This window comes from Alteromonas sp. ABV4_150 (assembly GCF_056311745.1).
The window spans coordinates 2,319,044-2,334,480 of the sequence record NZ_CM149971.1; the positions used below are offsets into that span (position 1 = coordinate 2,319,044).

Genomic DNA, 15,437 nt, shown 5'->3' on the forward strand with positions numbered 1-15,437 from the left:
TGTAAGAGGTCTTATCTAAACAGACTTCTTACAAGGAAATAATAATGAAAACTGCCCCTCGTTTTAGCACACATATTATGGCCGCATTCATTGCTGCTAGTCCTTTATTTTATTCGACGGTCAACACCGCAAATGCACAAGATAGATTTGCCGATGTCGAAGTTAAAGCAACAGCGATAAAAGGCTCTGTTCATATGCTTACAGGTGCAGGTGGAAATATTGGTGTATCAGCTGGGGCAGACGGCGTTTTGATCATTGACGATCAATTTGCGCCACTTGCTGAAAAAATAGCAGCTCAGCTAGGTGAGCTAGGCAGCGATAAACCCAAATATGTAATAAACACCCATTATCACGGTGACCACACGGGTTCTAATACGTTTTTCCATAGTCACAAAGGTGCCACCATTCTCGCCCATGAGAATGTGCGCGTTCGACTTGCAGATGATGAAAAGGTAAAACCTGAAGCCTTGCCAACCATCACTTATGAAGACGGGATTAAAATTTACTTTAATGGTGAAACCCTTCATGTAATGCATTTAGCCGTCGGCCACACCGATGGCGATAGCGTAGTGTGGTTTGAGCAACCTAACGTCATGCACACGGGCGACTTATTCTTTAACGGTCGTTTTCCCTATATTGACCAGGGTGCTGGTGGCAATGTAGAAGGCTACATGGAATCGGTAGAGCAGTTGCTAGCAAAAATAGATGACGAGACCATAATCATTCCCGGTCATGGCGATATCAGCAATAAGCAAGAATACACCGCGTTTTTAGCTATGATCAGCGAAACTTTCAACTACGTGAAAGCACTTAAGCAAGACGGCAAAACCCTTGATGAAGTAAAGGCGAAGGGCTTAGATGAAAAATGGGCCGACTGGAGTTGGAACTTCATCAATGAAGAGAAGTGGATAGCTACACTCTATAAAGATGCGTAGAAGCTGAATTTATTTAACTACACAACTACGCGGCTCGAAACTTCCTATGAATCGAAGAGCCGCTGTCTAACTGCTTCCATTTCTAATGCTGCTTTATCTACCTTTCCTGTCTCCATGAAATCTACAAGAATGTTACTGAGCGGCTGATAATAATCCCTACTCGTAGAGCGGTCGAAAAACTGTACTACTCCTTCGGCCTTCTTTAAATTTGAGCTTCCGTGTTGAACAAAGCTTACATCACTTATTTTGGCATTCGGGTGTGCGGGCAGAAAATTAAGCCTTTTATTTAGTTGGGCTTGTACATCATCTTGAATTAGGTATCGCAAAAATACTTTAGCAAGTGATTTTTTTCTGCTGCTTGCGCGAAGAATGAGAAAATCCGTTGGGGCAATTTCAGATTGACTGACGTTTTTGTCCACAAAAGGAAAAGGGATAAATTTGAGCTTTTCAGAAACGGCCTCAGGAATTTGGCTTATTATGAAATTGCCGGAAAGAACCATTCCCACTCTATCGCGATAAAGGAATGGGAGAACTTGCTTTTGTGTGTACTCATCAGCATTTTTTAGAAAACATTGGCTATCAATCATTTTTTTCCACAATTGAAGTACCGCTAGTACCTTCTTATCAGTAAATTTTACATTTCCTTCCATTAACTGATTGTGAAAATAAAGCCCGTTTACTTTGAGATTTAAATAGTCAAGCAGTGACAAAACAGGCCACTTCTCTTGTAATCCTAAACCAATAGGAACAATTTGATTTCGAGACAGTGTTCTGCACGCGCTAAGCAAATCGCTAATACTTTCAAGGCGATTGATATTAAATTCTTGTAGGACGTTTTGGTTGGCAAAAAATCCCCAAAAACCCACTGATAAAGGAACGCCGAACTGCTCTCCTTTATACGTAATCAACTCTTTCATTTCGTTTGGATATTTTCGAAGCTCTGTTTCTGTCCAAAGAGACGTTAAAGGTTCTATCAACCCTCTCTCATTGACCTTTTTTAGCTCGACAGGCCATAACCATACCATGAGATCTAGATTAGGGTTGTCGCTTAACCACAGCTCGGTCATTTGCTTGTAGCCGGTATCATCTGACGATGAGTAAACAATATCTATACCGGGGCATTGTGCTGAAAAGTTCGCTGCCATTTCTTCAAAGGCATTTCGTTGTTCGACACTAAAAACAAGCAATGACACATTCAATATGCCCTTCGCTTCTTCACAATCCACAGCAGAAGCAGGGAAGGTAAAGTAGAAATAAAAAATGGACGGTAGAAAGAAAAACTTAAGCCACTCCGGCTTACTTTTGTCCCACATATCAACATCCCTTGTAGATCAAAACATTCAAAAATTATTTGTTAGTTATTGTCAAATTGTAGTACATGAAAGGGGAGTCGCTAGTTAAAAAAAAGCAAGGCTATTTTTATAGTTAGATGAGACCCTTTGACTAACAGGGCTATTTAGGCTGTTTAAACGTTTGTATGTAAAGCTGCTCTACTTTATCTCTTGCCCACTGTGTTTTTCTTAAAAATTTAAGGGATGACTTAATAGAAGGGTCGTTATTAAAGCAGTTCACTTTGATACGGTAATACAACCCGTCCCAGCCATATCGTTCGTGAAGTTGCGTGACGATTTTCTCTAGCGTTAAACCGTGAAGCGGATTATTAGGTTGTTGGTTCATAGCGTGTCGCTGCTCTGTTTCTATTCAAACAGTAAGATTATCACGAACGTAATAGGTTATGGGGTCAGAGTCATTACTCTGACCCCATAACCTGACGACGCTTACTAACGTCAAAAAGCATGAAAAAAGTGGCGCAGGCCGCTTTTTTTACATTTATTTCACACTTAACTTTACAAGGGTAAACGTTTACCTATAATGGGTTGTCAAATTGTGAAGGAGAGGACGTGTGTTGAAAAATAAAAAAATTAGTACGTTACCTTGGAAAGTAATCCTGCTTTTTGTTGCGTTTCTAGGCGTATTCTCTCATCACCTTCACTGCGACGAAATTCAAGCGCCTTGGGAAGACCCAACGATTGTCCATGAGAATCGTCTTCCAGCACGGTCACACTTTTTTTCTTTTTTTCAAGATCCGAATAAATTCGTCTACACCCCATGGGACAGCCAAAATTACTTGAACTTAAATGGAGACTGGCAATTTCAATTGTCTTCGTCGCCGTTTACCGGTTCCACGCGTTTTTACGAAAACGACGCCTCAACAGAAGACTGGGGTACGATACAGGTACCTGGAAATTGGTCTTTAAACGGTTACGGCGAGCCCAATTACGTTAATATGCGCGCTGATTTTGCACCTGATGAAAATCCGCTGACGGTTAATAAGATCCCTCGTGACACCAATACAACAGGGCGATATAAACGTGTTTTTAATGTGTCTAAAGAATGGAATGGAAAAACAGTTATTGCCTATTTAGGCGCTGTAAAGTCAGCGTTTAAACTGTGGGTGAATGGGCACTACGTTGGATACTCTCAAGACAGTAAAACTGCAGCTGAGTTTGATATTTCAGAATTTATAGTGCCCGGCAAGCAGAACTCTCTGGCTATTGAAGTGTATCGATGGTCGGATGGAAGTTATTTAGAGTTACAGGATATGTGGCGGCTAAATGGTATTGAACGAGATGTTTATCTCTATGCGACCCCTCGCACACGCATCCAAGATATCAAGTTAAACACCACGACCACTGCAGATTATCAAAATGGGTTATTTGGAGCAGAGGTTTCTATTGTAGGAAATCAAGCCAGTAATAGCGTGGTTGATTTCACCGTTTATGATGAAAACGGAGATGTGGTTTTAAGTGATAGCCAGTCAACTCGCATCCAAGAAAATACGTCCGTAGCCATCGTTCAGTCGACGGTTGTAAAAGGGGTACAGTTTTGGAGCCATGAATCTCCCACACTTTACTCGGTCAGGTTAAGGCTGCTAAACAGAGAGGAAGAGGTAACACAGGTCGTCTGGCTTCGAGCAGGCTTTAGGACGAGTGAGTTGAAGGAAGGTAACGTCCTGATTAATGGCAAACCTGTGTTGTTTAAAGGTGTAAATCGTCATGAACATGATCCGCTTACTGGCCACGTTATTTCAGAAGCGTCGATGCGAAAAGACCTTACACTAATGAAGTCGCTCAATATAAATGCGGTGCGCAACTCACATTATCCGAACCATCCCCTATGGTATGCGTTAGCTGATGAGTATGGAGTGTATCTTGTTGACGAAGCGAACATTGAGTCACACGGTGTAGGGGCCGCGAATCAAGGCCACAGCTATAATGCTGAAAATCACATGGTCAACATGCCTCAGTGGCGAAACGCATATGTAGATCGTATCCGCAATATGTATGAGGCGAGTAAGAACCATGCTTCTGTCGTGATGTTGTCTCCTGGCAACGAAAGTGGAGATGGCGACAATACTGAATATCTATATCACTGGCTCAAAGAACGAACATCGCTGCCTATTATGTTTGAGCAAGCGCAGCTTCGTCCTCATACCGATATTTACGCCCAAATGTATGCTTCGCTAGATCTCATGCAAAGCTTTGTTGAGTTAGGCAGTGACCGGCCTATGATACTGTGTGAATATCAGCACGCTATGGGAAATTCGGTTGGGAATTTAAAAGAGTACTGGGATCTCATTTATAAACATGAAGCGTTACAAGGCGGGTTCATTTGGGACTGGGTAGACCAAACGATAACCACCACAACAAATGAAGGGATCGAGTATCAAGGTTATGGAGGTGACTTTGAGCAAGCAGGTCAATATCACGATGGTAACTTTTCTGCAAATGGTCTTCTTACCGCTAATCGAGAATTGCATCCTCATGCCTATGAGGTGCAACACGTTTATCAAAATATATTTGCAGAGTGGGATTCTCCCCGTGCTGACAGAGTTCTTATCAGAAATGGTCGTTACTTTACCGGTCTCGACGATGTCGCTCTAAGATGGGAAAGGCTTGAGCAAGGACAGGTGCTTCAAAGTGGAATAGTTGAATCGCTCTCAATACCACCAGGCGAAAGCGTGACAATAACCATCCCTAATATCTCAAAGATGAAAAACGAGAATCTTTATCATACTAACCTGTACTTTGTTAAGAAATCAGATTCACTTAGCCATAAAAAAGGGGATGTGATTGCAAAAATACAGCTCTTGCAACCATTTAAAAATAACGAAAAAGAGATTGTTAAGTCACAAGGCAGTATTGACGAGAGAGGTGATGCACTGATACTTCGCTTTGAAGATAGCGAGTACACGGTGAGCAAAAATACGGGGTGGCTTACTTCAGTACAAAAGAAAGAAAAAGAAGTATTAAAGACGCCAATGATCCCCTGGTTCTGGCGAGCGCCAACCGACAATGACTTCGGAGAGGGCTTTCCGCAAAAAAGCAAGATCTGGATAGATGTTGCTAAACATGCTGAATTAATTTCTATAACTGAAAAAGAAGAAAACGGAGCAATAAGTGTTGTAACAAAACACCGTTTTCCTACCGTACAAAGTGAATATCACACAACATACACCTTGACGGATAAGGGTAATATTTTGATTGATGTTTGGTTTCTTGCCGCGCCAAACCAATATTACTCTGCGCTCCCTAGAATTGGTTATCGCCTTCAGCTAGCCGATAGTTATGAAAGTGCGTCATGGTTTGGCCGTGGTCCACACGAAAATTACTGGGATCGCAAAAGCTCTGCCTTTTTTGGAAAATACTCAATGTCTATTGCTGATTTAAGTCATGACTATGTGAGGCCTCAAGAAAATGGACACAGAGCGGATGTTTACGAAGTAAGTTTCTTTGAGAGAAGTAATGCAGAGACACCGTCTATTACATTCAAAGGCAAGCCATTGATAGGCTTTAATGCGCAATACACAGATTGGCTGGATTACGACACAACGGAAAAAACCGGACTTCATCCTCATGAAATCCCAGTTAAGCAGAATGCTTTTATTAATATCGACTTTAAGCAGCGTGGTGTTGCGGGTACAGACTCATGGATGACTCCGCCACTGTTCAAATACACGCTGCCATGGAGAGACTATCACTATCAGTTCGAGATAGCGCTTAATTGATAAAGGTCTGAATATACAGTTTTTCGACTTTGTCTCGAGCCCATGGCGTTTTTCTGAGGAACTTGAGTGAGGATTTAATGGATGGATCATTATTAAAGCAGTTCACCCTTATGCGGTAATACAGTCCATCCCAACCGTATTGTTCATGAAGTCGTGTCACGATTTTCTCTAGCGTTAAGCCGTGAAGCGGGTTATTGGGTTGTTGGTTCATAGTATAGCGCTGCTCTGTCTTAATTCGAACTGCTAGTTTATCACGAACAATGGGGTCAGAGTCACAACTCTGACCCTGAGATATCCCCACAAATAAAATAACGATATCAGTGAGATAAAAAAGATAGGAACATTCATGACGTTTGGTGATCAGATCAATCGCCAAACTTCACCGAGGCCAAACAGTCATGAATGCCCTATCTATTGTGAACAGTGTCGTATCACTTGTCAGCTACAATATGCATAAAACGCGTCTAAATGCGGTCACGGCGTGCATCAAAAGTCTACTTAATGGAAGCGCTGCAACCGTAACCAGCATAAGTCGAGGAATTAGCACTAAAGCCTATGAAAAACATCGAATTAAACGTGCTGGAAGCTTGCTCTCAAACCCGCATTTATTAAGTGAAACACCGTTTATTTATGCATCTATTTGCCAACTATTTTGCAGCAGCACATCACGCCCTGTTATCTCAATCGACTGGTCAGATTTAGACGACCATAAAGCGCACTTCCTTTTGCGCGCGGCTTTAACTAAGTCATAAGACATGCGTTAGCCCAGCGTTGTTGACCTTTCCGTGTTTCTTTAAATTCATCATCAATCTATTAGTTCTTATCCATTCCCAACACATTTGAGTGAAACCTATTGAGGCTTCAAACTCTTACTACCCAGGTCAGTTACGTTTTGTAGGTCATCATTGATTTGAAATCATATGTGATCTTTTTGATGCTCTGAGAATTACCAAATAGATGTTTCACTAGGGTAGAAAAAGCTGTTGAATTTGCACTGTTCTCCTTACATGGAGTTTATTTTGAACTAGAGAAGGTAATAAATGACTGATCTTCAGCAAAACAAGAAGGTAGTGAAAGATTTTATAGAGCTAGTATTTAATCAACATCGAGTGGATGAAGGGGCCGAAAGATGTCTCGGAGATTACTATATACAGCATAATCCAAATGTTAAAGACGGATTACACGCTTTTATAGAGAATTTTAAGGAAACCTTTTCCACATATCCAGAGTCCCATTTCGAGATTAAACGAATGCTGAGCGAGGGGGATTTAGTGAGTGTTCATGCACACTGGGTATTCACTCCAGGAGAGAGAGGACATGCGGTCATGGATATTTTTCGTCTAGAAAACGGAAAAATCGTCGAACATTGGGACGTAATTCAAGATGTGCCAGAGCAATTAGCACATAGCAACACCATGTTTTAACAAGCAAAAGCAGCTTAAATTGTGGCGCCACGTTATATTCCCGAATCGCTCGCTTTTTTCTATGATTTCAAAGACAGAGCGTCCATGCGCAAGCTTAACGTACTTATCTACAAATACTTCCGACTCGAAGCTAAACGCCTTTTTCAACACCAATGTCGAATTGATTCAATTCGAGAGGTTGCGTATTCTCGACGTACTTAATGAAACAACTGCTAAAGGTAATAAACGCTGTGTGTGAACTTTTAGGCATGAGTGCGAACACTCCTACTGACCTATGTTTTAGCTTTACCGGGTTAACACGTCGTGGTGGTGAAACCGGGCCGCATAAGGACGGCTGGGGCGTTGCCTTTTACGAAGGTAAGGGCGTGCGTATGTTTCACGATCCTGAGCCTTGCGCCACGTCACCTATCGCCGATTTTGTTTCCAAACTTCCTATAAAAAGTAAAAACGCCATTTGTCATATTCGGCAAGCTAACGTTGGTAACATCAACTTGGCGAACACGCATCCCTTTACCCGCGAGCTTTGGGGGCGCTATTGGGTGTTTGCACATAATGGGCAATTACCCAACTTTTCACGTCGAGCAGGTATTTATGAAGCGGTAGGGGATACAGATAGCGAAGAGCTTTTCTGCGACATTATGAATAATGTTAGGCAAAACCTCCCCCGAGACGCTATGCCAGAGCAGCTAGCTGAAACGCTTGTCGAATTGGCACAAGAGTATGCACAGCAAGGTGTATTCAACTGTTTACTGAGTAACGGCGACTGGCTGTTTACGTTTTGTAGTACAAAGTTAGCTAGCATTACCCGTAGAGCACCTTTTGGTCCAGCTTGCTTAAGTGATGTTGAAGTAGAGATTGATTTTGCAGCTGAAACTACGCCAAAGGATGTGGTAAGTATTATTGCTACCGAACCGCTAACCAATGATGAACAGTGGGATATATACGAGCGAGGCGAATGGAAGCTTTGGCAAGAGGGGGAAGTCATTGCCTCGGGTAAGGTGGATGTACCTGAACACAAAAAAGAAGCCGAGATGGTAGCGCCCGACCCGTCACTTCACGACTAATCACGAATTGTGGGGTCAGAGTAACTTTACCGGCCCCGCACTTTAAAAGCCGGCGCTTGGTTGGTAAGCCGCTCAATAATGTACTCTGACCCCAAAACTCGGGTTACCCCAATATTTATCCCAATACTTGGGAGATGGTTTGTTTTACTGCTTGATAGCGGGCGGGGAGTGCGCTGTGGGGTGTTTGAACACTGTATAAGGGCTCGGTTACCTCGTTTTTTGCTTCGTAAACAGTAAGTTTGTCGGCAAATGATACAAACTCTAGCGTGCTGGTGGGCAGCACGGTGTAACCTAATCCTTCGCTTACCGGCAGTAGAATTTGCGAAAGTTGATTGATATAGCCGGCGTGTGGCAGCTTATTTGGATTAATCTTGACTAATTCAGGCTCTCCGCAATCGTTAAAGTAGCGCTGTAAGTAGTGCATGGCGTCAGGGTGATTTATAAGTCCTAAATGGTTGATGACGCCTTTTAATGTAGAAGCATCAACTGTTTCAGGCAGACTACGCGGTAGAATAAGCCCCAACGCTTCCTCGCCTAAGTACTCGCTGTGTATATCTTCACTCTCTGGCTGGTTAGTCACAATGCCAAGCTCAAGCGTATTGTTCGCTATGCCTGACAAAATTGTGCGTCGAGGTGCAACTTCGACGTGAATGTTAAGCGCGTTGTGCTGCTTTTGTAGTGCCAACAAGGCAGGGTAAATACGCTGTGCGATAGCGCCTGAACAGGCCACTACACACTTTCCTTCATATGGAGCGTCAAACTTTAAGCTGGCAATAAAATCTTGTTCTTTTATCTGTTGCTCTTTGGCGTAATGATAAACCCGCTGACCTTGCTCTGTAAGCTGAATACCTTTGCCTAAACGAACCACCAATTCGCACTGACATACTTCTTCTAGTTTTTTCAGGTGCTGGCTTACTCCTGGCTGCGTCATAAAGCGTTGCTCAGCGGTGCGAGTGAAGTTGCCTGTTTCCACTAGAGTAATGAAGGTGTCTAGCCAAATAGGGTTAATCATTTTGGTATAATCTTAATTTATAACATTGAGAAGATATCATAATTTCATGTTTTTCCTTTGTCTAGCTACTATGTATCCATATTCACTTAAGCGCTATTTTCGATTAGCTAATTTTTCGAGGCTTCGGGTAGCTATTGTAAGAAACGCTATCTAACTAAACCCTGAAATAGGCAATGTTGTAGACGCTTAAGCCATTTTGATAACTTGCACTACAAAGGAGTAAGTGATGTCTGAAGCAGTAAAACCACCGTATCCACGTACGTTTTCTCATATAGGTATTTCAGTACCTGACTTAGAAGCTGCTGTGAAGTTTTATACCGAAGTACTTGGCTGGTATCTCATCATGAAGCCAACCGAAATTGTTGAAGATGACTCGGCCATTGGTGAAATGTGTACCGACGTATTCGGTGCAGGGTGGGGAAAATTCCGCATTGCGCACCTTTCAACAGGTGACCGCGTAGGCGTTGAAATTTTCGAATTCAACAACCAAGAAAACCCAGAAAACAACTTTGAATATTGGAAAACCGGTATCTTCCACTTCTGTGTTCAAGATCCAGACGTTGAAGGCTTAGCGGAAAAGATTGTTGCCGCTGGTGGTAAGAAGCGAATGAAGGCGCCGCGTTATTACTATCCTGGTGAAAAGCCTTACCGCATGATTTACATGGAAGACCCGTTTGGTAACATCCTTGAAATTTATAGCCACAGCTATGAATTGCACTATGCAAGCGGCGCTTACGAGTAAGCGTCAATTAATAATGCTTTATAGGCAGTGCGTTAAGCAAATGCATAGCTAGCTTTAAATAAGCGAAAGGCGAGGGCGAAACAAGCAAAAGCTTGTTCAACGCACCTCGCCTTTTTTGTTTTTTAACTACTGTTGAAACGTGAGATTTTATCCGAACTGACCTGATACATAAGGGTTGGATGCCTTTTCTGTGGCTACCGTTGTAGTGGGGCCATGTCCAGGATAAATCGTCATATCATCGGGTAGTGGCATAATCTTTTGCTTTATAGAGTCGATAAGCTGCTGATGATTGCCCTGCGGAAAATCAGTTCTGCCAATAGAGCCTGCAAATATGACATCCCCCACAATAACTCGATTGCTCGAACGCTCTACCAACACCACATGTCCGGGTGTATGACCGGGGCAATGCAGCACTTCTAACGTTAAATTGCCTACCGAAATGGTGTCGTTGTCATTTAACCACTCATTGGGGGCAAAAGGCTGGGCCGGTGGAAAGCCAAACATCTGGCTTTGCTGCATAAGTGCATCTAACCAGAATTTATCGCCTATGTGAGGTCCAATAATAGGCACACCGTAGTGCTCGGCAACGGCGACTGTGCCGCCAACGTGATCGAGGTGACCGTGAGTCAGTATGATTTTTTCTATACTCACGCTCTTACTTGACGCCGCAGCAATGAGCTTTTCAATATCACCGCCAGGGTCCACAAACGCACCTTTGTTAGTAGCTGGGTCCCAAATTAACGAGCAGTTTTGGGCAAAGGGCGTGACGGGTATAACTTGAATTTCCACTGTTTAACCTTTTGATTTTTTGTTGCTTAGAGCGAGATGAAAAAGCGCAAAATAAAGCAGTGCGCCAACCGCTAATTCACCTAATAAAAATAGCCATGCGTTCGTTGACGATTGTGCAATAGACCATGCACAAACCGTTAATGCAGCAAAGGGTATCAAACGTTTCAAAGGGTTTATAGCATTAGCCTGTGAGTCTGTAGTAAGGTCAGAGTTTCGCCCATGTTCATCTTGTAGCGACCCGTTTTGCAAAGAGCACCCTTGTGAACTCTCCCCCTGTGAAGAACCCCTTTTTAAATAAGCCCTCTGCGCTTTTATTAACACCACTACACACATTGCATATACTACTAGCCGCGCCAGCACACTTGAAATTGCCAGCCATACAAAACTGCCGGTAAGCGCCATGGTACCGGCAAAAATCCCCAATATCGTTATGGAAACGGCTGGAGTTGCAAAGGTCGAGTAAATCTCTCCTAGCTTATCACCTAGTCTACCTGGAATAAGCGACTGCCGCGCCATAGAAAACGTAAGTCGAGAGGTAGATATCATATTCGCCAACAAATTACCGGCAACCGACACCACGGCAGTTAGCGTCATTATAAGCGCCCCAGTTTCGCCAAATATCACATTAGCAAGAGCAATAAGCGGTGCGCTATCCGGCTCTGCAGGCCCTACTGTGTGCCAATAAAGCCACTGCACGCAAAAGTAAAATATGGCAATACCTGAAACCGTAAGCATTAACGCCCGAGGTATGGTCTTTTTCGGCGAACTGGTCTCGCCGCTGGTCACCACTACCGTTTCAAAACCAATAAAGGCGTAAAGTGTAAGTAAAGCACCTGCAGATATAGTGTCGAATGCAGGGACAACGGTAGCCGAAGAGCTTGTCAGCGCAGTAGAAAAATCCATCTGCCAATAACCCACAGCAATAAGCGCCACAAAAGGCACGAGTTTTAGCACGGAAATAGTATCTAGCGAACGCATAGCGGCCTTAAGACCAACAATATTTACTACAATTAATGCTGTTGTCAGCCCTATAATCGCAAATGACTTGCCTGCGTTTGCATTGAGTTCGGGCCAAATATAGCCGGCGTATAGCAACAGAACGTGCATATTTGCGGCAATTGCCGCGGCTCGAGCCAAGTAATACACAAACCCCGTTTGAAACGCGGCTGCATTGCCAAATCCTTTTTGAGCGTAAATTACTGGTCCGCCAGTTTCTTGATAGCGCACAGCTAACTGCCCAAAACACCAGACGATGGCCAGCATAAGTGCGCCAAAGATCAGAAAGATGTAGGGGCTGAAAGCACCAAGCTCAGCGGCCATTTTAGCGGGCAGTGCAAAAATGCCTGCCCCAATAAGACCGTTTAATACTAAAAGGGCGGCGCCAATGCCGCCAATCCCTTTGGTTAAAAGGCTTTTGTTTTCGCTATTCATTTAGAGAAAACTTCTTCTCCAGCCACATAGGTGGCGTGAACTTCGGTTTTCCAAATGTCTTTGGCGTCTATGCTGAAAATATCTTGGTCTACCAAAATGAAATCAGCCCACTTGCCTGGGGTTAACGTACCTAAAGTATCTTCCATATGCCCTGCATAGGCAGCATCTAGCGTAAAGCCTTTGAAGGCTTGTTCAATGGTTAGTGCCTCGTGAGCATACCAGCCTTTTACTGGTTGATTATTTCTGTCTTGACGCGTTACCGCAGCGTGAAGACCGTAAAACGGGTTAGCAAGCTCTACAGGAAAATCTGAACCTAAGGGTAGGGCAATTCCTGAATCAAGTAGCGTTTTCCATGCGTAAGCGCCTTTCATTCGGTCTTTGCCAATACGATCTTCCGCCATGTTTTTATCGCTGGTAGCATGCGTTGGCTGCATGGAAGGAAGAACTTTCAGCGACGCAAAACGGGCTAGGTCGTCAGGAGCAATAACTTGCGCGTGCTCTATGCGGTTGCGCAACTCGCTGCCGCCAATATTTTTAAACGTAGTTTCAAACTCGTTTAGCGCAACATGATTAGCTTTATCGCCAATAGCGTGATAGTTAAGCTGGAAGCCCGCACCAATAACCGTGGTGAAAAGCTGTGTCATATCTTCTGGCTGAGTTAACAGTAATCCATGTTGATGGGGCGCATCTGAGTAAGGTTCGAGTAATGCTGCACCCCGACTACCTAGGGCACCATCGCCATAGGCTTTCACTGAACGAATATACAAAAAGTCGTCTTCATCACGAATTGCACCGTTGCTCAACATTGTTGAAAGTTCAGGGTCAGTCGCGCTCACCATTGCATAAATACGTACAGGTAAATCGCCTTCTACCGCTTCTTTTAAATAGAAGTCGTAAACGTCTCTGCCCACACCAGCATCGTGCATTGACGTAATGCCATTTGCTAGTAAGTGCTCACCTGCGGCATTCAATTGCTGCTCGTATATCGCGTTACTGGCTGTTGGTAAGTGTTCTTCGATTAACAGCGATGCGTTATCAATAAATACGCCTGTAGGATTGCCGTTGGCGTCTTTGATAATTTCACCGCCGACAGGCGCCTGGGTGTCCTTTGTGATGCCAGCTAACTCCATGGCTTTTGTGTTAACCCATGCCGCATGACCGTCTACGCGAGTAAGCATTACAGGTTTATCAGAAACAACTTTGTCCAAATCCGCAGCGGTTGGAAAGGCTCGGTCAGACCATAACTCTTGGTTCCATCCCCGCCCGGTGATCCAAGATTGTTGTCCGTTTGCAAAGGCGTATTCGGCAACCATTTTAGCTGCGTCTTGGGCACTTTTACTTTCTCGCAAGTCTACTTCAAGTAAGTTTGCTCCTAAGCCGAGAAGGTGGCCATGAGCGTCGATAAGACCAGGCAGCATAACTTTGCCTTTGCCGTCTATGGTGTCATCAACAGAGGTTTTACCTTTATCTACGTCTAATGCAACGACCTTACCTTCGTCCAAAAGAAGATTTTTAAAAGTTTTGAGTTCACCCTTTTCATTTAAGGTGTAGCCTTTTACGTTCTCAACAAGCGTTGCAGCATCCACTGTAAGCGTGGTGGTCATAGCGCCTAACGTTGCCGCTGTTGCAAACGTTGTGGTTAGCAATTTTGAAAGCGAGTGCTTTTTAAATGTCAGTGCCGACAATGTAGAGTTCATAGTGAGTTTTTGCCTTTTTAATTTCTATTTTATTCTTTGTTTTTTTAGTTTTTATACCGAGCTGCCAGAGTTTCAATAGCTGCGCACTAATGCAATGCTAAGCCTCAACACGCTCGTTGTCTTCAAATTCGTCTGCGTCATCAAGGTCAAGAATGGGAGGCTGCAGCAAAAAATCTCTCTCCCAAATCTTAGCCATACTCGACTGACTAATGTTGCCACCACTCAATATAACAAGAGCGGTTTGCCCAGGTGGAGTGTTGGCAGCCCAAGCAGCTACTGCCGCCATGGTCATCGCGCACGTGGGCTCTATATGAAGCTTCAATAAATGATGTAGCCATTGGGTCCAATAAGCAATTTGCAGCTCATCCACTTCGTAGAAATCATCTATTTCTTGCAGTATAGGAAACGTTACATCACCAACAGAAGGCGTGGCTGCGCCGTCTGCTAAGGTGTTAGGAGTATGTTGCAACGACACTATCTCACCCGCCTGTAGAGACATAGACGCATCATTCGCTTCGGCGGGCTCAGCGCCAATGACCAATGCATTTGGCTGTAGTACACGAGTTGCCAGTAATGCGCCCGACAATAACCCTCCGCCACCACACGGCGCAAAGACAGCATCCACTTCACCTATCTCGTTAAGCGCTTCTAACGTTGCCGTGCCTTGTCCTGCCACAATATCTTTGTGGTTAAACGGCGGTATCCAGACCGTGTCTGGTGCTTTTGACGCTTGCTCGACAGCCGCATCTGCTTCTGGACGGGTAGGGAATAGTTTTAATTCAGCACCATAGCTTTGCGTAGCGGCAGCTTTAATTGGCGAAATGGTTTCACTTGCAAAAATAGTGGCCTTAATACCAAAGTGAGACGCTGCATAGGCTACTGCCTGAGCATGATTTCCAGAACTATTGGCGACCACATGCTTCGGTAAACGACCTTCCTCTTTCAACCGGGCTAAAAAATTCATAGCGCCGCGAATTTTGAATGCCCCAATGGTCTGTAAGCACTCCGCTTTAAACAGAATGCGGTTGCCCATCCATTTGTTGAGCAAAGAAGATTCAACAATTGGCGTTTTCTTTACGTCGCCTTTTATACGTTTATAGGCTTGTTTGATGTCTTCGAAATTTGGGGAAATACTCATTAAGTAACGCTCTTTTCATTTTGGTTTTTTTATGGGGTAGCGCCGACAATGGCCTTTACTCACTAAAAGGAAATCGGAAGCCTTACAGTGCCAGATACTATTAGATAACGCCAGAGCCTATACCACATAAGACAATT

The 15,437-nt window shown here is 43.8% G+C and carries 14 protein-coding genes; 6 read left to right on the forward strand and 8 right to left on the reverse strand.

From position 1 onward, the window contains the following. The first annotated feature begins 44 nt into the window (after positions 1–44). Complete coding sequence (locus ACYX4M_RS10150; protein ID WP_476080000.1) at positions 45–935, forward strand: MBL fold metallo-hydrolase; 891 nt, start codon at positions 45–47, stop codon at positions 933–935. Positions 936–979: 44 nt separating this feature from the next. Here ACYX4M_RS10150 and ACYX4M_RS10155 read toward each other — a convergent pair whose 3' ends face one another. Both ACYX4M_RS10155 and ACYX4M_RS10160 read right to left on the reverse strand, forming a co-directional pair. Then, on the reverse strand, positions 980–2,248 hold the full coding sequence (locus ACYX4M_RS10155; protein ID WP_476080001.1) for an ABC transporter substrate-binding protein: 1,269 nt from the start codon (positions 2,246–2,248) through the stop codon (positions 980–982). 139 nt (positions 2,249–2,387) lie between these two features. Beyond that, the gene (locus ACYX4M_RS10160) at positions 2,388–2,612 is read right to left on the reverse strand and encodes a VF530 family protein (RefSeq protein ID WP_476080002.1); all 225 of its coding nucleotides are present in this window, start codon (positions 2,610–2,612) and stop codon (positions 2,388–2,390) included. Positions 2,613–2,838: 226 nt separating this feature from the next. Between ACYX4M_RS10160 and ACYX4M_RS10165 the strand changes: the two genes are divergently transcribed. Continuing rightward, positions 2,839–6,003: a glycoside hydrolase family 2 TIM barrel-domain containing protein gene (locus tag ACYX4M_RS10165; protein WP_476080003.1), complete on the forward strand. Its 3,165-nt coding sequence runs from the start codon at positions 2,839–2,841 to the stop codon at positions 6,001–6,003. Here ACYX4M_RS10165 and ACYX4M_RS10170 read toward each other — a convergent pair. Further along, a complete protein-coding gene (locus ACYX4M_RS10170) occupies positions 5,996–6,214 on the reverse strand; it encodes a VF530 family protein (protein ID WP_474874421.1) in 219 nt (72 codons plus the stop codon). The two genes, ACYX4M_RS10165 and ACYX4M_RS10170, sit on opposite strands and share 8 nt — an antisense overlap. 187 nt (positions 6,215–6,401) lie before the next feature. Between ACYX4M_RS10170 and ACYX4M_RS10175 the strand changes: the two genes are divergently transcribed. The 3 genes from ACYX4M_RS10175 to ACYX4M_RS10185 all read left to right on the forward strand — a co-directional run bounded on the left by ACYX4M_RS10175 (position 6,402) and on the right by ACYX4M_RS10185 (position 8,491). Next, positions 6,402–6,755, forward strand: a complete 354-nt coding sequence (locus tag ACYX4M_RS10175) for a hypothetical protein (RefSeq protein ID WP_476080004.1) — start codon at positions 6,402–6,404, stop codon at positions 6,753–6,755. Positions 6,756–7,043: 288 nt separating this feature from the next. Further along, on the forward strand, positions 7,044–7,427 hold the full coding sequence (locus tag ACYX4M_RS10180) for a nuclear transport factor 2 family protein (RefSeq protein ID WP_474809605.1): 384 nt from the start codon (positions 7,044–7,046) through the stop codon (positions 7,425–7,427). A gap of 230 nt (positions 7,428–7,657) precedes the next feature. Then, positions 7,658–8,491 carry a class II glutamine amidotransferase gene (locus tag ACYX4M_RS10185; protein ID WP_476055759.1) on the forward strand — a complete coding sequence of 278 codons (834 nt, stop codon included), beginning with the start codon at positions 7,658–7,660 and terminating at the stop codon, positions 8,489–8,491. Between the two features lie 115 nt (positions 8,492–8,606). On the opposite strand, the gene ACYX4M_RS10190 is transcribed toward ACYX4M_RS10185, so the two are convergent. After that, positions 8,607–9,503, reverse strand: coding sequence for a LysR family transcriptional regulator (locus tag ACYX4M_RS10190; protein ID WP_476080005.1), 897 nt, complete (start codon positions 9,501–9,503; stop codon positions 8,607–8,609). Between the two features lie 226 nt (positions 9,504–9,729). Between ACYX4M_RS10190 and ACYX4M_RS10195 the strand changes: the two genes are divergently transcribed. Continuing rightward, positions 9,730–10,245, forward strand: coding sequence for a lactoylglutathione lyase family protein (locus tag ACYX4M_RS10195; protein WP_476080006.1), 516 nt, complete (start codon positions 9,730–9,732; stop codon positions 10,243–10,245). A gap of 147 nt (positions 10,246–10,392) precedes the next feature. Here ACYX4M_RS10195 and ACYX4M_RS10200 read toward each other — a convergent pair whose 3' ends face one another. The 4 genes from ACYX4M_RS10200 to ACYX4M_RS10215 form a co-directional block, all read right to left on the reverse strand. Beyond that, a complete protein-coding gene (locus ACYX4M_RS10200; RefSeq protein ID WP_476080007.1) occupies positions 10,393–11,034 on the reverse strand; it encodes an MBL fold metallo-hydrolase in 642 nt (213 codons plus the stop codon). 3 nt (positions 11,035–11,037) lie between these two features. Continuing rightward, positions 11,038–12,465 carry an APC family permease gene (locus ACYX4M_RS10205; protein ID WP_476080008.1) on the reverse strand — a complete coding sequence of 476 codons (1,428 nt, stop codon included), beginning with the start codon at positions 12,463–12,465 and terminating at the stop codon, positions 11,038–11,040. Then, complete coding sequence (locus tag ACYX4M_RS10210) at positions 12,462–14,162, reverse strand: amidohydrolase (protein WP_476080009.1); 1,701 nt, start codon at positions 14,160–14,162, stop codon at positions 12,462–12,464. Before ACYX4M_RS10210 ends, ACYX4M_RS10205 begins: the two co-directional genes overlap by 4 nt. A 97-nt stretch (positions 14,163–14,259) precedes the next feature. Beyond that, the gene (locus ACYX4M_RS10215; protein ID WP_476080010.1) at positions 14,260–15,300 is read right to left on the reverse strand and encodes a serine/threonine dehydratase; all 1,041 of its coding nucleotides are present in this window, start codon (positions 15,298–15,300) and stop codon (positions 14,260–14,262) included. Between the last annotated feature and the right edge of the window lie 137 nt (positions 15,301–15,437).

Bases quoted from the DNA above. Each gene is read 5' to 3' on its own strand.
- ACYX4M_RS10150 (WP_476080000.1), top strand. From the start codon at position 45: ATGAAAACTGCCCCTCGTTTTAGCACACATATTATGGCCGCATTCATT.
- ACYX4M_RS10155 (WP_476080001.1), bottom strand. From the start codon at position 2,248: ATGTGGGACAAAAGTAAGCCGGAGTGGCTTAAGTTTTTCTTTCTACCG.
- ACYX4M_RS10160 (WP_476080002.1), bottom strand. From the start codon at position 2,612: ATGAACCAACAACCTAATAATCCGCTTCACGGTTTAACGCTAGAGAAA.
- ACYX4M_RS10170 (WP_474874421.1), bottom strand. From the start codon at position 6,214: ATGAACCAACAACCCAATAACCCGCTTCACGGCTTAACGCTAGAGAAA.
- ACYX4M_RS10175 (WP_476080004.1), top strand. From the start codon at position 6,402: ATGAATGCCCTATCTATTGTGAACAGTGTCGTATCACTTGTCAGCTAC.
- ACYX4M_RS10180 (WP_474809605.1), top strand. From the start codon at position 7,044: ATGACTGATCTTCAGCAAAACAAGAAGGTAGTGAAAGATTTTATAGAG.
- ACYX4M_RS10190 (WP_476080005.1), bottom strand. From the start codon at position 9,503: ATGATTAACCCTATTTGGCTAGACACCTTCATTACTCTAGTGGAAACA.
- ACYX4M_RS10195 (WP_476080006.1), top strand. From the start codon at position 9,730: ATGTCTGAAGCAGTAAAACCACCGTATCCACGTACGTTTTCTCATATA.
- ACYX4M_RS10205 (WP_476080008.1), bottom strand. From the start codon at position 12,465: ATGAATAGCGAAAACAAAAGCCTTTTAACCAAAGGGATTGGCGGCATT.
- ACYX4M_RS10210 (WP_476080009.1), bottom strand. From the start codon at position 14,162: ATGAACTCTACATTGTCGGCACTGACATTTAAAAAGCACTCGCTTTCA.
- ACYX4M_RS10215 (WP_476080010.1), bottom strand. From the start codon at position 15,300: ATGAGTATTTCCCCAAATTTCGAAGACATCAAACAAGCCTATAAACGT.